The following is a 20,149-nucleotide window of genomic DNA, read 5'->3' as shown; positions in this document are numbered from 1 at the left end:
GCGGGAGCACGTTGCTTTTTGAACCTAACCGCGCTTCCGCTCCGCCACCCATGCGTTGACATGGCCGGCCAGCACGGTCATGGGCACGCCGCCGCCCTTGACCACGGCGTCGTTGAACAGGCGGAAGTCGAAGCGGTCGCCCAGCGCGGCCTTGGCCATGCTGCGCAGGCGGTTGATTTCGCCATGGCCGACCTTGTAGCCGCAGGCCTGACCCGGCCAGGCGCAGTAGCGGTCGACTTCGGCCTGGACATCCTCGACCGTCGATCCGTTGGTGGTGGCGAACCAGTGGATCGCCTTGTCGCGGGTCCAGCGTTTGGCGTGGAGGCCGGTGTCCACCACCAGACGGCAGCAGCGATAGGCGATCGACTGGAGATAGCCCAGCCGCCCGGCGACATCGCCGTCATAGGCGCCCAGTTCGTCGCCCAACTGTTCGGCGTAGAGCGCCCAGCCCTCGCTATAGGCGTTGAAGGCCAGCAGCGACCGGATCAGCGGCAGTTTGTAGGTATATTCGCCCTGCCAGATATGGCCCGGTATGCCTTCATGATAGGTCAGCGTCGGCAGGCCGTAGCGCGGCCAGATGCTGGTGTCGCGCAGGTTGATATAATAGTTGCCGGGCGTCGTCCCGTCGATCGATCCGGCCCCGGCATAGGCGCCGGGCGCGCCCGCCTCGATCTCCACCGGCACGCGCTTGACGACCAGTTTGGCGGGGACCAGCGTGGCGAAGGCGCGGGGCAGGCGGGTACGGATGTCGGTCAGGCGACCGTCGATATAGGCCAATATCTGCGCGCGCCCCGTATCGTCATTGGGGAAGAGGTAGCGCGGGTCTTTGCCCATCGCGGTCATGCGTTCGCCGACGGTCCCTTGGGTCATGCCCAGCCCTTTCAGCAGCCCGTCCATTTCGGATTGGAGGGCGGCCAGTTGCTCCAGCCCCAGTTGGTGCACTTCTTCGGGCGACATGGTGGTCGTGGTCCCGGCTTTGAGCGCCCAGGCATAATAGGCCTCCCCTTCGGGCAGTTTCCACACGCCCGCGTCCATGGTGGCGGTGGCGCGCTGGCGCTTGAGTTCGGCGACCTGGGCGGCGAGCGCCGGGGCGACCTTGTCCCGCACGATCTGAAGCGCTCTTGCCCCATAGTCGCCCGGCATCGACGCGGTGCGGCGGGCGATGGAGGCGACCGGCACCCATTGGTCGAGCGGCAGGGCGCGCACCGCCTCCATCTGGGCAATGCTCTTGTCGAGCAGGAAGGCGGGGGCGCTGACGCCGATGCCCGCATCATGGCGCAATCGCTGCGTTTCGCCGGCCAGATTGGCGGCATAGGCGGTGAGCCGGTCGAGATAGGCGTCGGCGTCGGCGGGGTTGGCGATGGCGTGGTTGCTGTCGAGGAAATCGGGGGTCTCGACAAAGCTGCCGGTATTCTGCGCAACGGCATAGGGCGCGCTGCGGTAGGACCAGTTGCTGTTCATGATCGCCATGTCGCCAAAGGGGAAGGCGAACCCTTCCGCCGCCAGTTCGTGCGCGGCGCGGGCGACCTCCACATTGGTGCGGGTGACAGGGGAGAGCGGGGCAAGGTCGATGGCGCGGAGCTTGCTCAGGCGGTCGGTCACATGGGCGGCGATCTGCGTCTGGCCCGCCGGGCTTTTATTGCCGAGCCGATGCTTGAGCGCGGCGCGCGGGCCAGTGTCGATGCCAAGGCCGCTGGCGCTTTCGGGCGCATCGACCAGCATCGCTTCGGCCATGGCGGAAAGGGTCGCTTCGGCGCGGGCGTCCGGGCCGGATGCAAGGGCGTCGGCAGCGCAGGCGGGCAGCGCAGTCAGGGCGAAGGCGGAGGAACCAGCGACGAGGAAATCGCGGCGAGTGGCAGTCATGCAAGCGCTCCGGGATAGGATAGTTGCCGCTTAACTTCGCATATTTCCCGGCAAATGCGACATGATATTTCCTACTGGCGACAGATCATAACAAATCGCTGCGTGCCTGTTCCGTCTGCTCGCGCTGGTCGATCCGCACACGATGGGGCATATGCGCGCGCAGCCCTTCAACGTCGCCCGCCAGCGAGCGCAGCGCCGCGAACATGATGCGATGGTCCGGCCCGGTGCGATAGCCGACCTCCCGCCTGCCCCGGTATAGCGGTCGCGGCGCATCGTCATGGATCAGCGCCATCGCGCGATCCCGCGCGGCATCCAGCCCCATTTCGATCGCCCAGTCCCACGCCGCGGCGAAACTGTCCGCGCCGGGCCGCGCACGCAGATGATAGGCCGAGCGCGGCGAACAGCCCACGCTGCGCGCCGCATGCGCGACAATGCCGCACTGGGCCAGCGCGGCGATAAACGCCGCCTGCGCATCAGGCGTCCATCCGCGCGCACGGCGCTGAAGCGGGACCGGGGTGAAGCGGAGCAGGTTGGGAGCGTTGGGCATGACGGGGAGCATGGCATGGGAGGCGGGGTGTAGGACAGGGGGTGTGGTTGTTGCTTGGGCGGTGTATACGATTGCCTGAAGCTTGCCTTTCATCTTCTCAGTAATAGGTCAAAATCTACACGTTCGTCGGACATTCGGCTGCGCAACATTGACCTCACTCTCCAAGGCTGACAATAGTGACGTCGGATGATGGTGTAATGGAAACACGCCCTCTGGGGAGTCTAACTGGGTTCGATTCCCGGTCATCAAAAGGCATTTGCTGGGTGCCTTTTGATGACCGGGGATGACATGAATGCCAGCGACGCCTGAGAATCTCTACAAAGCCCACGTGAAGAATTTGCGCGCGGTTGATACAGCGCTCGAACGAATGCAGCGTGAGCTAAACGCTTCTCTCTCACGGTGCGACGACACCACGTCAGATGCTTTGCTTAAGACAACAATGCTTCTGCTCGGAGCATGGGCGGAAAACCGTCTAAGGAAGATGCTGTTTGAGCCCAATGGATTCACTTCTGCCGAACGGCAGCAGATAATAAGCGCAGGACCGCAAATTGAAATTTGGAAAGCCGCGTTGGAACAAGGATTCAGGAAGCGATATCAAATTCCGTTCGCTAATATTTCACAAACTCTCCCTTTCACTCCGAGAGCCCGTTATGCGGCGCTCCTGAACATTATAGACGATGATCTACGACCTATAATCGAATTGCGCAATAAACTCGCCCACGGGCAATGGGTGAGGCCACTTAATTCCGAAAACGATGATTATTCCCCTGCGCTTACCCAGCAGATGAACGGAGAAAATGCCCATTCTGTTAAATGTAAGCATCGGCTTCTAGAGTATCTCTCACAGATTATTCACGATTTGGCGGTCGGCGTCGGCGCGTTTGAGCGTGATTTCGACGGGCATTATTCAAAATTGGAACATGCCAAACACGAAATTATCTCTCGCTCTTATCCAAAATGGCTTGCAGCGATGCGCGCCAAATATCAGCGAGGGAGGCTTCGACGAGCCGTATAAGTGTGAGATGACTTACTCGCTTGGATAGGACACTCAGACGCTGACTGGTGCCTCATCATTCCGAGCAGACGTTTTGATTGTCGTCCGGAACACTGGTCCTTTTTCGGCGCAAGATTATCGCGTTCGATCGCCGAGACTGGCAGCCCTACCTAACTCCCCTCCACCCTTAACGCCGTCCCCTCCGCCGCGATCACGCGCACCCGTGCGCCCGCATCTGCGTCCGGGCCTAGCGCGGTCCAGACGCTGTCGCCGACTTTGACGCGGCCTTCGCCGCCGACAATCGGCTCCACCACGGTGACGGTCTGGCCGATCAGGCGGGCGGTGCGGTCGTTGAGGAGGGGGTCGGTGGAGGCGACGGGGTGGTCGGCGTACCAGCGGCGACCGGCCCAGACGGCGGCGATGCTGAGGGCGGCGAAGATCAGCAGTTGCAGCGGCAGGCCGATGGGCAGGGCGAGCGCGGCCAGGCCGGTGATGGCGGCGGCGATGGCGATCCAGATCAGGAACACGCCGGGGATCATCACTTCGGCGATGCCCAGCAGGGCGGCGAATACCAGCCAGGCCCAATGATCTTCGAGCAGGGTAGCGATGGTCATGGGGCGGGGGTCTCTTTGCTTCCGTCATGCCCATGCGGGCGGTGAACGATGTGCGGCGTCAGCCAATCCGTCTCGCAAGCGTGGCGTTGGGTGGAGAGGTTGGGAGATGGGTCCCCGCCTTCGCGGGGATGACGGGGTGGTTGGTGGCTGGACACAAGGTCCGTTCGTTTCGAGCGTAGTCGAGAAACCGGTGTGCGACGTTTCTCGACTACGCTCGAAACGAACGGAGGTGGGGGTGTGGCGGAGTTTGAACCTGAAGGGGAGGGGCCAAGAGCCATGGGCGCGCCCATCGCGCTTACCCCTGGCTCTGGCCGAAGGGGCCGCGCCGGGGGGCGGGCGGGGTTGGCGTGGGGGTGCCGTCGCTGCCCAGCGCTTCCTTCGCCAGCGCGCCGATGCCGCCAAGCGTGCCGATCAGCTGGGTCGCCTCCACGGGGAAGAGGATGGTCTTGGCATTGGGGCTGGTGGCGAACTGGCTGACGGCTTCGGTATATTTTTGCGCGATGAAGTAATTGAGCGCCTGCGGGTTGCCCGCCGAAATGGCGTCGGACACCATCTGCGTCGCCTTGGCTTCGGCCTCCGCCTCGCGCTCGCGGGCTTCGGCGTCGCGGAAGGCGGCTTCGCGGCGACCTTCGGCTTCCAATATCTGCGATTGTTTGGCGCCTTCGGCTTTCAGGATTTCCGATGCGCGTAGCCCTTCTGATTCCAAGATCAGGGCGCGCTTTTCGCGTTCGGCCTTCATCTGGCGGCCCATGGCGTTGACGATGTCGGCGGGCGGGCGGATGTCCTTGAGCTCCACGCGGGTGATCTTGATGCCCCAGGCGTTGGTCGCATGATCGACCACCGACAGCAGCCGGGCGTTGATCTCGTCGCGTTTCGAGAGGGTTTCGTCGAGGTCCATGGAGCCCATGACAGTGCGCAGGTTGGTGGTGGCGAGCTGCATGATCGCGACATAGAGTTCGGACACTTCATAGGCCGCCTTCGCCGCGTCCAGCACCTGAAAGAACACGACGCCATCGACCGACACCATGGCGTTATCCTTGGTGATGATTTCCTGGCCCGGAATGTCGACCACCTGTTCCATCATGTTGATCTTGCGACCGACCGCGTAGAAGAAGGCGGGGTAGAAATTGAGGCCGGGCCTGGCGACTTCGGTGAAACGGCCGAAGCGTTCGATCGTATATTGATAGCCCTGCCGCACCACCTTTACGCTGACGGCGAGGTAGAAGAGCACGAGCGCTGTAAGTGTGAGGGCGAAGGTCGTCAGCATCATGGTCTCCCCGAAACAGGCTTGGACTATGCGCTTTATTCGTTAACGGGGAAAGTCAAACCAAGGAGAGTTTCGATGTTGCTGCGTCATGCCCGTTCGCTGCTGTTCCTGCCCGCATCCAATGCGCGCGCCATTACCAAGGCGCGCAGCCTGCCGTGCGACATGGTGATACTGGACCTGGAGGATGCCGTGCCGGACGAGGCGAAGGCGGATGCGCGCGCCGGGGCGGTGGCGGCGCTGGCCGAAGGCTTTGGCGGGCGCATCACCGGCGTGCGGATCAATGTGGAAGGGACGCCCTGGCACGGCATGGAGATGGTCGCGATGAAGGGGGCGAGCGCCGACTATGTGGTGCTGCCCAAGGTTGAGAATGCCAAGCAGGTGCGCGACGTGTTCAGCGTGGCGCAAAAGCCGGTGATCGCGATGATCGAAAGCGCAAAGGGCGTGCTAGCCGCGCCGTCGATCGCGGCGGGCGAAGGGTGCGCGGCGCTGTTCATCGGCGTCAATGATCTGCGCCGCGACCTTGGCATACCCGCCGGTGCGGGGCGCGAAGGGCTGACCCTCGCGATGCAGACGGTGGTGCTGGCGGCGCGGGCGGCGGGCATCGCGGTGTTCGACGGGGTCTATAACCGGCTGGACGATCTGGACGGGCTGGCGGCGGAATGCATTGCCGGTCACCATCTGGGCTTTGACGGCAAGACGCTGATCCATCCCGCACAGGTGGCGGTGGCCAACGAGGTGTTCGGGCCGGATGCGCAGGCGCTGGCCGACGCAAGGCGGCTGATCGAGGCGGCGACCGGCGGGGCGGAGCGGTTCGAGGGGCGGATGATCGAGACGATGCATGTCGAGGAAGCGCGCGCTCTGGTGGCGCGGGGGGACGCGGTGGGGGCGTAAGGCTTTCGCGTCACACCCTCTGCCGTAATGCCGGGTTGAGGACGATGTTGGCGAGCAGCGCGGCGTTGCGGTCGAAATGATGGCCGCCCGGCACGACGATCTGCGTCGCCAGGCCGCGCGGAATGGCGGGACAGGCGCTGTCCTGCTCCAGCGTGCCGCGGATGCAGCGAATGGGCACGTCGCGCAGGCGCATGATCGCGGGCACGGTCGGCTGGGCCTGCGCTGAATCAAGGTTCAGCCATGAGGCGAGGTGGAACTGAAAATCGGCAGTTGGTCCAAGCCCCAGCAGCGACAGGCTGGCGATCTGGTCGCGCGTCTGCGGATCGAGCGTGCCCATGATGGCGGGCAGCGCGTCCGCGCCGAAACTATAGCCGATCAGCATGACGCGCGGCCGGTTCCAGCGTGCGCTGTAGGCGGCGATGATGCGGCGCAGATCCTGCCCCGCGCCCGCCGGCGTCCGCTGGCTCCAGAAATAGGACAGGCTGTCGATGCCGACGACCGGAATGCCCTTCGCCGCCAGCTGGCCGGCAATGTCGCGATCCAGCCCGACCCAGCCGCCATCGCCCGAATAGATGACCGCCATCCTGTCGTCATGGGTCGCGCGCGGGGCGGGCGTCACGATGTTGAGCGGCAGGTCGTCGACATTGGCCGCGTCGACGCGATTGAGCATCGGCGCCAGCGTCGCCATCACGCGCGGCATCCAGCGGGCGCGATCGGCAAAATCATGGTCGCCCTGCGGCAGGTCGATCAGGCGGGCATGGGGGACTTGGGCGACGAAGCGCCGGGCGGCGGCGAAATCGACCACCGTGTCGCGCTGCCCCTGCACCACGATCCAGGGCAGATCGATCTGGCGGTTGGGGGCAAACAGCCACCCGCGCACTGGCTTTGCGATGGCATGGGCGCGAAAGCCGGGCGCTGAACACCAGGGCTTTTTGCCGGGGATGTCGGCGCTGAACCCCAGCGACAGGACCGCGCGATACGCCCCGTTGGGCCATTGCGCCAGACTGGCATAGGCGACCGTCGCGCCAGCGGAATAGCCGATGATGAGGGGCTTCACATAGGCATGGACGCCCGCGCGATGCTGGACATCGCGCGACAGGGCGACAAGGGCATAGTTGGGGTCGATGCAGCGATCCCGCTGCCGCTCCAGCGTGCGCATCAATGTGGGGGTGGACACGCCCGCCACCAGCAAGCCGCGGTTCGCCAGATCGCGCGCCATCGCGGCGGTGCCCGCATTCCATCCGCCGTCGCCGGACAGGAACAGAGCGGTCGCGCGGGGTTGGCCGTCGGGGCGGTAGAGGCGGATTCCGCCAAAGGGCGCCAGGCTGTAGGCGGTTTCCCTGACGCCCCTGTCGGCCGAAGCGCGGACCGGCGCGCCGACCCCGGTGACGACCAGCAGGCATCCGGCGACGAGGCTGGACATGGTGCGAATGATCTTGCGCATGAGCGGTAACCCCTAATGACCAGGATGCACCATGCGCGAACGCAACTGTCCCGCCATTAACGGGCGGATGACAAGTTCGTCATATAGAGGGGGATGGCCCTATCCGCCGCCGCTGCCGACCAGCGCCTGAAGATCGATCAGGGTACGGGCGAAGGTCAGCCCCTGCGGCCCGGCGACGAAGCGCGCATCCCATTCGGGCGAGAATTTCTCCTTATAGGCGCGCAGCCCTTCAAAGCCGTACAGGGCGTTGCCATGCTGGTAGAGCATCGCCCCCAGCCGCGACCATAAGGGTGCCAGCCGCCGCGCCTCCAGCCCCGAAAGGGGCGCCATGCCGAGGTTGAACCAGCCATAGCCCTGCGCCTGTCCCCATTGCATCAGATGGACGAACAGAAAATCCATCGTGCCATAGGGCATGTCGTCGCGATGGCGCATCAGGTCGACCGACAGTTCCGATCGATCCTGCGTTTTCCAGATATTGGCGAAGGCGACGATCCTGCCCTGCACGCGCACGACGGCGCAATCGAAATGAGCCATATAGGCGGGATCGAAGCGGCCAACGCTGAACCCCTTTTCCCGGTGCCGCTTGGCCGCCAGCCAATGCGCCGAAATGTCCGCCAGTTCGTCCATGACGCCAGCCAGCTTTTCGGCCGGGACGATGTCGAAGGTCGCGCCTTCCCGCGTGGCGCGCCGTTCGGCGTAGCGCAGCGGCTTGGCATCAGGCCCGTCCAGTGTGAAACGGTCGAGCGGGACATGCGCCTCTTCGCCATATTTGGTGATCTGCAACCCCAGTTCGATCGCCAGGGGCAGGGCGACGGCGCTGATCTGGTAAAGCAGCAGGCGACCCTGCGCGGCATCGACCTGTTCGCGAAAGATCCAGAGCAGGTCGCTCCATTCCGCTTCGGCGCCGACGGGATCGCCCATCACGATCCAGCTATGGCCGCGTATCTGATACATCAGGAAGGACTGGCCCGTGGCGGACAGCAGGAAGCGCTTGTCGCCGGTCAGCGCGAGATTGGCGTCGGTCCGCTGGGCCAGCGCCATTGCCGCTTCGCTTGGGCCGATGGCGGCGTTGATGTCCTGCCGGACAGGCGCGGCGGGGCGGAAAAGGCGCAGGAAGGCGACGCCCGCCAGCAGGATGGCCACGGCAAAGCTGGCCCGCAGGAAGCGCGACGCATCCCCGCGCCGGGCAAATTGCCACCACAGGTCGTTCTGATAATCCACATGCTTGTAGGCGAAGAAGCCGATCCATATCGACAGGCCGACCATCACCGCGACGGTCGCCAGCCAGCCCGGCGAAAAGGCTTCGGCCAGCAGGTGCGTCTGGCGATAGAAGGCCGGGCGGGTCCATTGCAGTGCGCCCGCGATGAGGAGCATCACGACCGCTTCCTCATAATCCAGCCCCTTGAGCAGCGAAAAGGCTGCGCCAGCGATCAACAGCAGGCGCGTCAGCCAGAAGGCCCCGTCCAGCCGCCGATAGAGGCCAGAGGACAGGATCAGCAGCGCCGCGCCCACGAGGCTGCCCGCGAGATGCGATATTTCGGTAAAGGGCAGGGGCAGCAGGGTGGAGAGCGTTGCGGCCCGGCCCGGTACGGTCGGCAGCGATCCCGACACCAGCAGCACCGCGCCGCCCAGAAAGACGAGCGCGGCCATCATCATGGGCGCAAGGCCGGAGGCGACGACCCGCATGCCGCCCAGCGTGCGCGCGATCGGCCGATGCCAGCGATTGCCAGCCTGAAACAGGACGATCGCAACGGCCAGCAGCAGGGGCGCGATATAATAGATCAGGCGATAGGCGAGCAGCGCGGCGACCAGTTCCGGCCGACCCGTGCCGGGCAGCGCGGCCAGCATCACGGCCTCAAATACGCCGATGCCGCCTGGGACATGGGTGATGAGGACGGCGATGATCGCCAGCGTATAGCCGATGAAGAAGGCGGGCCATTGGTCAAGGCCGATGCCGGGGACCAGGACGAACAGCGCGGCGCTGGCCGCGGCAATATCCATCGTACCGATGCCGATCTGCGCCAGGATGCCGGTGGCTGGCGGGACCGGGACGCTCCAGCCGCGCAGCCGGATCGTGCGTCCGCGCCGTCCTGCCCAGACGGCAAGGCCGGCGATCGCGAGCAGCAGCGCGATGCCCAGCCCCCGCAGCAGGTCCGTCGACCCGGCCAGCGCGCCGATCGCCATCATTTGCGGACGCCAGACCAGCATCGCGCCTGCCAGCACGAACACCCCGCTCCAGAAAGTGGCGCTGGCGATCGTCACCACGCGCGCAATGTCGCTGAGCGACAGGCCCGCCGCCGTATAGATGCGGTAGCGGGCCGATCCGCCCGTCAGCAGCGACAGGCCAAGATTATGGCTGAGCGTATAGCTGGTGAAGGATGCCAGCGCCGCGGTGCGATAGGGCAGGGGGCGGCCGATCGCCCGCAGCGCCGATACGTCATAGAGGGTCAGCGTCAGATAGCTGATCGCCGTCAGCGCCGCCGCCGCCAGCAGGCCGGTGGTCGGCAGCGCGTGCCAGGCCGCCCGGACCTGATGCAGATGGACCTCCTGCAACAGATGGTCGAGCGCGACGAAGCCCAGCGCGGCCAGCAATATGACGATGCCCACCGACAGGGCCATGCGATACCGCTGGAACGGGTGACCCGCCATCGTGCGATCGGTCATGCTGTTCTTCACCCCCGTTGCCGCGTCCATATCTGGCTTTTGCACAGCCAGCCGCGAAACAGGCAACCCGATATCTTCAATCGATCGGCATCGAGTTGCTCGATCGTGGAGGAAAAGCTGCGACCCTTGTCAGGCACGAATACATAGCCGGACCAGCGCCCCGGCCCGCGATAATGATAATCCTGCAGCAATGCGGTGCCGACCAGATGCGCGACCCCGGCATCGGCCGCATCAGCGGTCGCGTGGCCGTCGGCCCAGCGCACCCAGCCGCACAGCGCGTCGCGGCAGGCGCCCGTCGTCACGACCACGCTGCCATGGGGATTGACCCAGTTGCCCTCGATCGGTTCCGCCGCAAGGCCGGGCCGCGGCAGGAACAGGGCACTCAGGATCAGGGGACTGGCGACGATCAGCCAATGGCCAAGGCGCGGCATGGTTTACGACCGTCCCACAAGATGGGCGCGGACCATCGCCGCGCGCAACGTGCCATAGACGGCGTCGATATCGCCATTCAGCCGATGGCCGCCGGGCAAGGCCACGGACCGGGCGTTGGGCTGATGCAGCAGCGGGCAGAGGCTGGACGCTTCCTCGCGCCCCTGAATGCACAGCAGCGGCGTCCAGGTGATTTGACGCGCGGTCGGCCATGCGTCCGATTCCGCCATGGCGAAGGTGAAGATTTCCGATGGGGACGCCCTGTATTGGACCGTCGCCCCCGGTACGACCAGCGCGACCAGTCCGATCGACGACCGATCGGCGCGCGGCAATTTGCTGAGCGCGACATGCAGCATGTCCGCGCCATAGGATTGGCCAACGAGCAACAGCCGCCCCCTTGGGTTGATCTTGCGAGCCTGGGCGATCGCCGATTCCAGCAGCGCGTACGCATCGGCGGCGGTGCGGGTCGTTCCGAAATAGCTGAGCGAATTGACGCCGACGACCGGCACGCCGTCCGCGACCAGCCTGGCCGCGACCTTTGGCCCCATGCCGACACGAAATCCCATGTCGCCCGACCACAGGATCGCGACCGGGGCTAAAGGTTGCGGCTGATAATGGGCCGGGCGCATCGGCGTGAAAAGGTCGCCGCCCAGATAGCCGAGCCAGACGAGTTTGAGCGCGATCACCACCAGCAGCGCGCCGATCCCTGCTATCCATCGCTTTTTAGACTTGCGCATCATCTGTCGGGCCTCTGGTCTGTTATCGTCGCCCTTTTGCGCCGGCTTATCCATCGCATCGGTGACCTTTGCATGAACTCTATGTCATGTACCGGACAGCGCGGGGACGAGGGCCATGGGCTAGAAGGACGATCATGATCTGGTCCGCCCGCCCCTTCTATGCCGTCGCGATATTGCTGGCGTCCTTTGCGCCGCTGCTGGCGACCCGGTTAGAGCGCGCGCCATCGGCCCCTACGGCGGTGAGCGATCGCATGGGGCTGACGCTGGGCGAGGACGAGCGCCATCATATCGTGGTGACCAGCCTGCGCAGCGGCGGTGTCGCCGATCGCGATGGCATCGCGGTAGGCGATCAGCTGACCGGCATGGCGGGGCGACCGGCAACGACGCTGGAGGCGGTGCGCAGACTGGTGCGCGCGCCGGGGCATTGCGCCATGCCGCTGATGCTGGCGCGGCATGGCATTCCCTATCGGGCGATAATCTGGCAGTGCGGCAAGGCCAGCATCGGTTAGAAGGATCAATCCCATGGGTCGCAAGATTTTGCTGGTAGAGGATGACCGGACGACCGCCGACTTCATCATGAAGGGGCTGGCCGAACATGGCCATGTCGGCGACCATGCCGCCAATGGCCGCGACGGCCTGTTCATGGCGACCGACGGCGGCTATGACGCGATCATTCTGGACCGGATGTTGCCGGGCATGGACGGGCTGGCGGTGCTGGGCGCGCTGCGGGCTGCCGGAATCGAAACGCCGGTCATCCTGCTGTCCGCGCTCGGATCGGTCGATGACCGGGTGACGGGGCTGACCGCGGGATCGGACGATTATCTGGTCAAGCCCTTCGCCTTTGCCGAGTTGCTGGCACGGCTGGAACTGCTGATGCGGCGGCGCGGGAGCGGCACGCATGTCGAGACGGTCCTGATGTGCGCCACGTTGCGCATGGACCTGCTGAAGCGCGAGGTCAGGCGCGATGCGCGCGTCATCGACCTGCAACCGCGCGAGTTTCGCCTGCTGGAATATCTGATGCGTCATGCAGGGCAGGTCGTGACCCGGACGATGTTGCTGGAAGGGGTGTGGGATTATCATTTCGACCCCGGCACCAACGTCATCGACGTGCATATCAGCCGCCTGCGCCGCAAGGTCGACGGCGATGGCGACCAGCCCCTGATCCATACCGTGCGCGGCGCGGGCTATCGGCTGGGCGAATGAGGCCGGGTGCATGAGGCTGGACCAATGACCGCCACCCGCGCCCTGCGCTGGCTGCGATCGTCCCATGCGCGATTCATCGGGCTGATCCTGCTGCTGGAGCTGGTCTTTGGCGGCGCGTTGCTGCTGTCGGTGACGCAACTGGTCCACGCCAGCCTGGACGCGGCGGACAATGCCATCGCGCGCGACACGCGCGACACGCTGCTGGAAATCGGGCGGCAGGAGGGGGACCGCGCGCTGGCCAGCGCCGTGACCGCGCGGGCGCAGGAGGAAAGCGACGCCGTCCTGCTGCTCGCGCGAGCCGATGGCGGCCGGATCGCGGGCAATCTGTCAGGCTGGCCGCCGGTCATTCCCGCCGATACCAAAGGGGTCAAGGCGAAGCTGTATCGCATCGGCGACACCGATGCCCTGTCCTACACGATCGTCGCCACCCGATTGCGGGATGGCCGCCGCCTGATGGTGGGCGAAAGCACCGACGACAGCGACCAGATCCGCGAGACGGTGGAACGCACGTTGCTGACAGCCCTGCTGATGGCTTTGCCGCTCGCCATCGTCGCGGCATGGCTGGTGGTCCATATCATCGACCGGCGAATCGGGCATATCGCAGCCACCGCCGCGCGGGTCGGCGCGGGCGAGATCGACCGGCGCGTGCCGCTGGACGGATCGGGCGACAGTTTCGATACGCTGGGGCGCACGATCAACAATATGCTGGACCAGATCGGTGCGCTGCTGGCGGAATTGCGGACGGTTACGGACAGCATCGCCCATGACCTGCGATCGCCATTGACCCGGTTACGGACGCGGATCGACCGGGCGATGCTGTCGGACAATCCGGCAGACCTGCGCGAGGCGATCGACGGGATCAGCCGGGAGGCCGACCAGTTGCTGGCGATGCTGGCGACCGCGCTGGAGGTCAGCCGGATGGAGGCGGGCATCGGACGCGACCGTTTCGTCGCGACCGATCTGGCGGCCATGCTGATCGACATGGGCGAATTGTACGAGCCGGTGAGCGAGGATCAGGGGCGGACGCTGGCCATATCGATCGCGCATCCCGTCACATTGCCGGTCCATCGCGAATTGCTGGGGCAGGCGATCGCCAACCTGATCGACAATGCGCTGAAATATGGGGCGGGACGGATGACGCTGTACCTGACGGTCGAGGGGGACGATGTCATCGTCGGGCTGGCGGACCAGGGGGCGGGCATCGCGCCCGAACGAGAGGCCGAGGCGTTGCGCCGCTTCGGGCGTCTGGACCCTGCCAGGGGGATAGCAGGGGCCGGCCTCGGTCTCTCTCTCATCGCGGCGGTTGCGAGGATGCACGGAGGAGACGTGCGATTCGACCGCCGCGACGAACAATTTGCCGTGGAAATGCTGCTCAGGCGCCCCGCTTAGGGGCGCGGTGGCGCGACGGCACTGTTCAGGCGACGGGAGCCGGGTCGGGTCGACAGGGGGGACACCCGATGCCGACTTCCCGTCGCGGGGCTGGCTGTTACCGGCTTATTTGGAGGCGGGCTTCGTCGCGGTCGTGGTGGTGGTCGTCGTCGAGACCTTCTTGGCGGCCTTGTGCTTCATGGCATGATGGGCAGGCTTGGCCGAGGCAGTGGCGGCCGATGCGGCGAGCGGGGTCGCGACCACGGCGAGGGAAGCCAGGCTGGTCAGGATCAGGCGAGTGTTCATGGGTTCAACTCCTATCAAGCGGTCCTTTCTGGACTGCCTGATCCTTATGGCAGCAGCGCCCCGTCGCGAGCGTGACCGGAAGATGAACTTTCGGACAGACGCGACGGGATGGCCGTCATCTGGTTGGCGATCCCGACACCGCGACGGACGCCCCGTTCAGCGCGAACGCGAAATGCAGCGGAAGCCGATATGGCTCGTTGAACTGTCGATCGCCTGTGCGTGGCGGGCGGCCGGGCGGTAGCGCTGGCAGTAGTTGGCGGCGCACAGATGCGATCCGCCCTTGAGCACCTTGCGCGGGATCGCGATGTCCGGTGCGGCGGGATCAAGGCTTTCGCGCTTCGTCGCGCCGCGCGGGTTGGCCGGAACGCAGCAACTGCCCCGGCTTTTGCGTTCGAGCCGGGGCTGGCCGTACCAGTCGGACGTCCATTCCCAGACATTGCCGATCATGTCGAACAGGCCATAGCCATTGGCGGGATAGCTGCGCACGGGCGAGGTGCGTTCATAGCCATCCTCCAGCGTGTTGCCGTAGGGAAAGGCGCCCTGCCAGTAATTGGCGAGCATGGCGCCGCCCGGCGCGAGTTCGTCGCCCCAGGCATAGTCCGCGCCGTCCATGCCGCCGCGCGCGGCAAATTCCCATTCCGCCTCCGTAGGCAGGGTCTTGCCCGCCCATTTGGCATAGGCTTCGACATCCTGATAGGCGACATGGACCACGGGATGATCCTCCAGCCCGGCGATGCTGCTGTCGGGCCCATGCGGGTGCCGCCAGTCCGTTCCGGTGCTGAATGTCCACCACTGGCTGTAATCGCCCAGATCGACCGGCCCCGCCGTCCGCTGGAACAGCAGCGATCCGGCCACCGCCAGCGCCGGGTCCATGCCCGGATAGTCGCGGGGGTCGGGCGGAATTTCGGCAAAGCTGCGATAGCCGGTCGCATCGACGAAAGCGGCGAATTCCCGGTTGGTGACGGGGGTTTCGTCGATCCAGAAGCCGTCCACCCGCACGGTGCGTACCGGCGCTTCTTCTGGATAGAAATTGACCGATCCCATCTGGAAGGCACCGCCTTCGATCCACCGCATTCCGTTCTTGTCAGTCAATCCGATCGTCCTTGCACTCAGTTCGGCCTGGCCATGGTCGGCTAGCCAGGGCCACCCGCCGCCCGCATCGCCTCCCGGTCGAAAATGATCGTCGATGGCGTATATTCGCCGTTCATCGTCAGTCGCAAATAGCGGGCCGCATTGGCAAGATAGAGCTTGGGATCGCTTTCCGCCACCTTTGCGATGGGCAGGGCAGGGCGGGCCGCTTCGCCGATGAATGTGAGCGCGTTGATCGCATGGAGCCGGACCTGCCAGGATTGCGAGGGCGCGCACAAGGCGATGAGCGCCGGGACCGAGTCGGCCGTTTCGCCCAGCCGGGCCAAGGCTTCGGCCAGCTGGATGCGGACATGGGGGGATGATTCGGCCTTCAGCCGGGCCAGCATGTCGGCCTGGGCCGGGCGCGCCGCATCGCCATGGATCAGCAGGCCCATGGCGCCCCAGTAGCGAATGACCTCTACCGGGCTGGCGAGCGCCGCGCGCAGTTGCGGCAGATTGTCGGGCCGGGCGGCAGCGGCGGAATGGGCCAGCGCCATGACGTCCTTGAGCGGGTAGAGCGCGGGATTGCGCGAGTCTTCCCAGCCTTCGCCCTTCATATCCTCCGGCAGGAAGCCATTGTCGTTGATGGCGATCATATGATCGTCGAGCAGCCGCGAGAATTTGGCGAGCGTGGCGGCATGCGCCGGTTCACGCGCCAGATCCTTGATCTCGTGCGGGTCGGACGACAGGTCGTACAGTTCCTCGAACGGCTTGGTCTGGAAGAAGCGGTCCTGCACCGCGTTCAGCGTGCCGTCGATATGCGCCTGTTCCCAGTCCTGATAGCCCTTGGCGAGCCATTCAAACGCCTGATGCTGGCCCCAGGGACGATGCGGCATATAGTTGCGGATATAGCGCCAGCGGCCATCGGTGACGGTGCGCTGGAAATCGATCCGCTCGTCCATGCGGTTGCGCATGCCGAACGCGACGGCCTGTGGCCGCGCCTTGGGGCCAAGGAACGGCTTGCCGCGCATCTGTTTGGGCTGGGCCGCGCCGGCGAGCGACAGGACGGTGGGGGCAAGGTCGATGAAGCTGACCGGGGTGGCGATCTCACTACCCGGCTTGGCGGGCATCAAATGGCGCCATTTGGGCGGCACATAGACGACCATTTCGCACCGCAGGCCTTCATCATAGCAATAGCGTTTGGACCGGCCGAGGACGCCGCCATTGTCGGAATAATGAAAGACGATCGTATCGTCGGCCAGCCCGTCGGCCGCCAGTTCGGCGAGCCGTTCGGCCAGCTGGCCGTCCATTTTTTCGATGAGGTTATAATAGCTGGCGAAATCCTGCCGGATGCCCGGCGTATCGGGCAGGAACGGCGGCAGCGTCACCATGTCCGGCGTCACCCGCCCAGGGGTGGGACTGAACAGGCGGGATTCATGGGTGGTTTCATAGTTGAACACGGCCATGAAGGGCTGCGTCCTGTCGGTGCGCGAGCGCCAGTGCGCCGCATTGCCTTCTCCATCCCAGATCGCCTTGGGATCGACATCGCAATTATAGTCGGTCTTGGCGTTGTTGGTGCAGAAATAGCCAGCCGCCCGCATCAGTTCGGGATAGGTGCGGAAGTCCCTGGGGAGCTTTGCCACGGCGCGCATCTGGTTCGCAGGCGCGCAGCTTTCGGGATAGACGCCGGTCAGGATGCCAAAGCGCGAGGGCGCGCAGACCGGCGCGTTGGAATAGACGTTGCGGTACAACAGACCCTTTTTCGCCAGCCGGTCGATCGTGGGCGTATGGGCCAGCCGGTCGCCATAGGCGCCGATATAGGGATTATTATCCTCGCTCACGATCCACAGGATATTGGGGCGCTCACCCTTGGCGGGCTTTGCCAGCGCGCCCGATCCTGCGGCGGCGGCGAGGCCAGCGGCTGACCCCAATATGGTGCGACGGGAGATGTCATGGGTCATGGCTTGGTGCTTCCCTGGACCTGGCGCGTCAATTCTTCGCTGAGCGGCAGAGTGTAGATGAGCGGCTTGCCAGCGGCCTGCGCCTTGAGCTTGGCGGGGCTGTCGGGCAGGATCGGATCGAGCCGGTCGACGGGGTTGGGCTTCACATACCAGTCAGCGGGGAAATCGGCCGCGCGCGGGCCGTCAATATCGCGTCGCACCGCGCCGATCGACAGGCGTGCGCTGTAGGGGATGTTGTGGCGACCATTGCGGTCGGCAAGCTGCTGGTAGAGCGCGACGCGCAATTCCTGTTTCTTCGCGGCCCAGGCCGGATCGTTGACGAGATTATGCATCTCGTCCGGGTCCGTGTTAAGATCGTACAGTTCGTCCGTGTCCCAGACGCCGTAATATTGGATATATTTCACATTGTCGCGTTCGATGGCGAAGGTGCCCGGCGTCATCGGGAAATTATATTCCCAATAATATTCATAGACGAAATCGCCCGGCTTCCAGTCCTTGGCGGCCTGCTTGCCTTCCCACAGCGCCCACGCGCTCTTGCCTTCAAACTGTTCGGGGCGGGCAGCGCCCGCGACATCGAGGAAGGTCGGGGCGAAATCGAGATTGCGGATGCGGCCTTCATTGACCGTGGCCGCCGGGATCGTGCCCGGTTCCCACACCAGCAGCGGCACGCGCACCGACGCCTGATAGGCGTTGCGTTTGTCGATCAGCCCATGTTCGCCGACCATATAGCCATTGTCGGACGTGAAAACGACCAGCGTATCCTTGTCCAGTCCATTCTTGCGCAGATAGTCCATGATCCGGCCAAGGCTGTCGTCGATCGCCGACAGCGTGCCGTAATAATATTTGAGATATTCGGTCATCGGCACGTCGGCATTGTAGAAAAAATCGATGCCGTGCCAGCTGTTGCGCTGGTTGCGCACCCATACCGGCTTGCCTTCATTATTCTGGGGCGTGTTCGCCGCGCTGGCGGGCAGGGTGAAGCGCGCCTTGTCATATTGATGCGCGTAGCGCGGCGGGGGCAGGGGGTCGGAATGGACGCCCTTGTGGCTGAGATAGAGGAAGAAGGGCTTTTTGGGATCGCGCTCCTTCTGCAGCCAGTTCATCGCATAGTCGGTCAGTTCGTCAGTGATATAGCCCTGCTGCGGCACCGGCTTGCCATCGACATTGAGGTTGGGGGAGCTATGCGCGCTTTCCGCCTTTGCGGGCCAGTAATTGCCCTGCCCCTTGAAGCTGACCCATTTGTCGAAGCCGGGGCGCGGGCCGTCGGTTTCGCTGCCCATATGCCATTTGCCGAAGAAGGCGGTGTTGTAGCCGGTCTGCTGCAAATAGCTGGGGAAGTAAGTGAGGCCCGCTTCGCTGCTGTCATTATTGTCGACGATGCCGTGGTTGCGCGCGGTTTGCCCGGTCAGGATGGTCGCGCGGCTGGGACTGCATAGCGAGGAGGTGACGACGGCGTTGGGAAAATAGCTGCCTTCCTTTGCCATGCGGTCGATGTTCGGCGTTTTGAGGAGGCCCGGCTGAAGGAAGCCCATGCCGTCATAGCGCAGGTCATCCACGAGCACGAAAATGATGTTGCGGGGCCGCTGCTGCTGGGTAGGGGCGGTTGCGGCCTTTTTGGGCGCGGCGGCGATCGAGGCGGGCACCGTGAAAGAGCAGGCGATGATGCAGGCCGCGCCCGTCAGCGCGCGGCGCAGCGTGGGTGCCCATTTCTTGTTGTTCGACACAGCGCGGTCCTCTCAATCTGCTTTAACTGGATATAATAGGCTGGCGTTCCGATGACGCCGGGAATGGCCCTGAAACGGCCCGTCCATCAATAGACCATCTCCGTCTCCCGCCCGTTCACCGTCACCTTGCGGGTGGAATGGAGCTTCCACAACGGGGCGGGGAGCGATGTGCGATAACGCTCGATCGCGCCTTTCAGTCGCTTGTCATTCTTTGGATCCCTGGCCGACAGATCCTGCTCTTCGGCGGGATCGGCCTTCAGATCGTAAAGATGCGACTGGTTCCAGTCGCGCGAGAGCCAGACTTTCTTGTCGCCCTGCCGCGCGGCATAGACCGGCTCCTGCCCCCAGACCAGCAGGCGGTCGGGCTGTGGCTTGCGCGCGGTCGTCACCAGGTCATGCCCTTCCAGTTCCCTGGGCAGGGCATGGGAGGGGTCTGCGGCGCGCAGCACCGTTGCCGCAATGTCGAGCGAGGAAACCGGGCTGGCGCTGATGCCGCGCGTCTTGAGGCCCGCGGGCCATGAAAATACGAAGGGCACCCGCACCCCGCCTTCCAGATAGGTGAATTTGCCAGCGCCGAAGGGGTGGTCGGGATTGCAAAAGCCAAAGCGATGCGGGCAGCCATTGTCGGACAGGAACAGGACCATCGTATTGTCCCGCACGCCGCGCTTTTCCAGCGTATCGAGTATCTGGCCTACGCCATCGTCCATCGCCGCGATCATCGCGACGTAGGTGCGGCGCACCGGATCCTTGATATGCGCGAACCGGTCATAATAGCTTTGCGGCACCTGCAACGGCCAATGCGGGGCGTTGTAGGCGACATAGGCGAAAAACGGGCTGTTCTTGTCCGCCGTGGCGCGGGTGATGAAATCGACCGCGCGATCGGTGATCTGGTTGGTCAGATAGCGCGAGAAATCGTCCGCAGGGCGCGCATCCGGGCCTTCCACCATGGCATGATTGCCGGTGCGGGGGCCGATTTCATATTTATCCTCTTTGGTCGGGGTCGTGACGATGCCGGGCGTGGCGGGATCGACATAATTGGTTTCCCCGGCCAGGAAGCCGAAAAATTGGC

General features: G+C 64.7%; 18 protein-coding genes. 5 read left to right on the top strand and 13 right to left on the bottom strand.

The features are described 5' to 3' along the window. Positions 1 to 24: 24 nt before the first annotated feature. Both SX1_RS11175 and SX1_RS11170 read right to left on the bottom strand, forming a co-directional pair. Positions 25 to 1,863 carry a DUF885 domain-containing protein gene (locus SX1_RS11175; protein WP_019053047.1) on the bottom strand — a complete coding sequence of 613 codons (1,839 nt, stop codon included), beginning with the start codon at positions 1,861 to 1,863 and terminating at the stop codon, positions 25 to 27. An 85-nt stretch (positions 1,864 to 1,948) separates the two neighbouring features. Then, positions 1,949 to 2,410, bottom strand: coding sequence for a hypothetical protein (locus SX1_RS11170; protein ID WP_026149680.1), 462 nt, complete (start codon positions 2,408 to 2,410; stop codon positions 1,949 to 1,951). A gap of 292 nt (positions 2,411 to 2,702) precedes the next feature. On the opposite strand from SX1_RS11170, the gene SX1_RS11165 reads away from it, so the two are divergent. Continuing rightward, a complete protein-coding gene (locus tag SX1_RS11165) occupies positions 2,703 to 3,425 on the top strand; it encodes a hypothetical protein (RefSeq protein ID WP_019053045.1) in 723 nt (240 codons plus the stop codon). Between the two features lie 149 nt (positions 3,426 to 3,574). Here SX1_RS11165 and SX1_RS11160 read toward each other — a convergent pair whose 3' ends face one another. Together SX1_RS11160 and SX1_RS11155 are read right to left on the bottom strand one after the other, a co-directional pair. Continuing rightward, positions 3,575 to 4,018 (bottom strand): NfeD family protein, encoded by a 444-nt coding sequence (locus SX1_RS11160; protein WP_019053044.1) that lies wholly within the window; start codon positions 4,016 to 4,018, stop codon positions 3,575 to 3,577. Positions 4,019 to 4,313: 295 nt separating this feature from the next. Continuing rightward, complete coding sequence (locus SX1_RS11155; protein ID WP_026002528.1) at positions 4,314 to 5,285, bottom strand: SPFH domain-containing protein; 972 nt, start codon at positions 5,283 to 5,285, stop codon at positions 4,314 to 4,316. A 75-nt stretch (positions 5,286 to 5,360) separates the two neighbouring features. Here SX1_RS11155 and SX1_RS11150 point away from each other — a divergent pair, with 75 nt between their 5' ends. Continuing rightward, the gene (locus SX1_RS11150) at positions 5,361 to 6,176 is read left to right on the top strand and encodes an HpcH/HpaI aldolase/citrate lyase family protein (RefSeq protein WP_017183895.1); all 816 of its coding nucleotides are present in this window, start codon (positions 5,361 to 5,363) and stop codon (positions 6,174 to 6,176) included. A gap of 10 nt (positions 6,177 to 6,186) precedes the next feature. On the opposite strand, the gene SX1_RS11145 is transcribed toward SX1_RS11150, so the two are convergent. From SX1_RS11145 to SX1_RS11130, 4 genes are all read right to left on the bottom strand, one after another. Further along, positions 6,187 to 7,620, bottom strand: a complete 1,434-nt coding sequence (locus SX1_RS11145; RefSeq protein ID WP_019053043.1) for an AcvB/VirJ family lysyl-phosphatidylglycerol hydrolase — start codon at positions 7,618 to 7,620, stop codon at positions 6,187 to 6,189. A 99-nt stretch (positions 7,621 to 7,719) separates the two neighbouring features. Beyond that, positions 7,720 to 10,284, bottom strand: coding sequence for a bifunctional lysylphosphatidylglycerol flippase/synthetase MprF (gene mprF / locus SX1_RS11140; protein WP_370670735.1), 2,565 nt, complete (start codon positions 10,282 to 10,284; stop codon positions 7,720 to 7,722). Positions 10,285 to 10,292: 8 nt separating this feature from the next. Next, positions 10,293 to 10,715 carry a DUF2147 domain-containing protein gene (locus tag SX1_RS11135; protein WP_017183898.1) on the bottom strand — a complete coding sequence of 141 codons (423 nt, stop codon included), beginning with the start codon at positions 10,713 to 10,715 and terminating at the stop codon, positions 10,293 to 10,295. A 3-nt stretch (positions 10,716 to 10,718) separates the two neighbouring features. Then, a complete protein-coding gene (locus SX1_RS11130; protein WP_255209742.1) occupies positions 10,719 to 11,453 on the bottom strand; it encodes an AcvB/VirJ family lysyl-phosphatidylglycerol hydrolase in 735 nt (244 codons plus the stop codon). Positions 11,454 to 11,584: 131 nt separating this feature from the next. Here SX1_RS11130 and SX1_RS11125 point away from each other — a divergent pair, with 131 nt between their 5' ends. Genes SX1_RS11125 through SX1_RS11115 form a run of 3 tightly spaced genes read left to right on the top strand, consistent with a single transcriptional unit; the run spans position 11,585 to position 14,042 of the window. Next, entirely contained in the window at positions 11,585 to 11,959 is a 375-nt protein-coding gene (locus SX1_RS11125; RefSeq protein WP_017183900.1) for a PDZ domain-containing protein, read from the top strand. Between the two features lie 13 nt (positions 11,960 to 11,972). Then, on the top strand, positions 11,973 to 12,653 hold the full coding sequence (locus SX1_RS11120) for a winged helix-turn-helix domain-containing protein (protein WP_017183901.1): 681 nt from the start codon (positions 11,973 to 11,975) through the stop codon (positions 12,651 to 12,653). Between the two features lie 24 nt (positions 12,654 to 12,677). Next, complete coding sequence (locus SX1_RS11115) at positions 12,678 to 14,042, top strand: sensor histidine kinase (protein ID WP_019053040.1); 1,365 nt, start codon at positions 12,678 to 12,680, stop codon at positions 14,040 to 14,042. A gap of 105 nt (positions 14,043 to 14,147) precedes the next feature. Here SX1_RS11115 and SX1_RS11110 read toward each other — a convergent pair whose 3' ends face one another. From SX1_RS11110 to SX1_RS11090, 5 genes are all read right to left on the bottom strand, one after another. After that, positions 14,148 to 14,327 carry a hypothetical protein gene (locus SX1_RS11110; RefSeq protein ID WP_019053039.1) on the bottom strand — a complete coding sequence of 60 codons (180 nt, stop codon included), beginning with the start codon at positions 14,325 to 14,327 and terminating at the stop codon, positions 14,148 to 14,150. Positions 14,328 to 14,483: 156 nt separating this feature from the next. Next, positions 14,484 to 15,401 carry a formylglycine-generating enzyme family protein gene (locus SX1_RS11105; RefSeq protein ID WP_019053038.1) on the bottom strand — a complete coding sequence of 306 codons (918 nt, stop codon included), beginning with the start codon at positions 15,399 to 15,401 and terminating at the stop codon, positions 14,484 to 14,486. Positions 15,402 to 15,460: 59 nt separating this feature from the next. After that, positions 15,461 to 17,356 carry a sulfatase-like hydrolase/transferase gene (locus tag SX1_RS11100; RefSeq protein WP_019053037.1) on the bottom strand — a complete coding sequence of 632 codons (1,896 nt, stop codon included), beginning with the start codon at positions 17,354 to 17,356 and terminating at the stop codon, positions 15,461 to 15,463. Beyond that, positions 17,353 to 19,080, bottom strand: a complete 1,728-nt coding sequence (locus SX1_RS11095) for a sulfatase family protein (protein ID WP_019053036.1) — start codon at positions 19,078 to 19,080, stop codon at positions 17,353 to 17,355. The genes SX1_RS11100 and SX1_RS11095 overlap by 4 nt, the downstream gene beginning before the upstream one ends. 86 nt (positions 19,081 to 19,166) lie before the next feature. Beyond that, a partial coding sequence (locus SX1_RS11090) for a sulfatase family protein (protein ID WP_019053035.1) occupies positions 19,167 to 20,149 on the bottom strand: 983 nt, incomplete at its 5' end.

It is taken from the genome of Sphingobium xenophagum NBRC 107872 (genome assembly GCF_000367345.1).
In the GTDB taxonomy this organism is placed as follows: Bacteria; Pseudomonadota; Alphaproteobacteria; order Sphingomonadales; family Sphingomonadaceae; genus Sphingobium; species Sphingobium xenophagum.
This window is presented reverse-complemented; position numbering and strand designations above follow the sequence as displayed.

Coding starts and splice junctions, on each gene's coding strand:
- SX1_RS11175 (WP_019053047.1), bottom strand. CDS start 1,863: ATGACTGCCACTCGCCGCGATTTCCTCGTCGCTGGTTCCTCCGCCTTC.
- SX1_RS11170 (WP_026149680.1), bottom strand. CDS start 2,410: ATGCCCAACGCTCCCAACCTGCTCCGCTTCACCCCGGTCCCGCTTCAG.
- SX1_RS11165 (WP_019053045.1), top strand. CDS start 2,703: ATGCCAGCGACGCCTGAGAATCTCTACAAAGCCCACGTGAAGAATTTG.
- SX1_RS11160 (WP_019053044.1), bottom strand. CDS start 4,018: ATGACCATCGCTACCCTGCTCGAAGATCATTGGGCCTGGCTGGTATTC.
- SX1_RS11155 (WP_026002528.1), bottom strand. CDS start 5,285: ATGCTGACGACCTTCGCCCTCACACTTACAGCGCTCGTGCTCTTCTAC.
- SX1_RS11150 (WP_017183895.1), top strand. CDS start 5,361: ATGTTGCTGCGTCATGCCCGTTCGCTGCTGTTCCTGCCCGCATCCAAT.
- SX1_RS11145 (WP_019053043.1), bottom strand. CDS start 7,620: ATGCGCAAGATCATTCGCACCATGTCCAGCCTCGTCGCCGGATGCCTG.
- mprF (WP_370670735.1), bottom strand. CDS start 10,284: ATGACCGATCGCACGATGGCGGGTCACCCGTTCCAGCGGTATCGCATG.
- SX1_RS11135 (WP_017183898.1), bottom strand. CDS start 10,715: ATGCCGCGCCTTGGCCATTGGCTGATCGTCGCCAGTCCCCTGATCCTG.
- SX1_RS11130 (WP_255209742.1), bottom strand. CDS start 11,453: ATGATGCGCAAGTCTAAAAAGCGATGGATAGCAGGGATCGGCGCGCTG.
- SX1_RS11125 (WP_017183900.1), top strand. CDS start 11,585: ATGATCTGGTCCGCCCGCCCCTTCTATGCCGTCGCGATATTGCTGGCG.
- SX1_RS11120 (WP_017183901.1), top strand. CDS start 11,973: ATGGGTCGCAAGATTTTGCTGGTAGAGGATGACCGGACGACCGCCGAC.
- SX1_RS11115 (WP_019053040.1), top strand. CDS start 12,678: ATGACCGCCACCCGCGCCCTGCGCTGGCTGCGATCGTCCCATGCGCGA.
- SX1_RS11110 (WP_019053039.1), bottom strand. CDS start 14,327: ATGAACACTCGCCTGATCCTGACCAGCCTGGCTTCCCTCGCCGTGGTC.
- SX1_RS11105 (WP_019053038.1), bottom strand. CDS start 15,401: ATGCGGTGGATCGAAGGCGGTGCCTTCCAGATGGGATCGGTCAATTTC.
- SX1_RS11100 (WP_019053037.1), bottom strand. CDS start 17,356: ATGACCCATGACATCTCCCGTCGCACCATATTGGGGTCAGCCGCTGGC.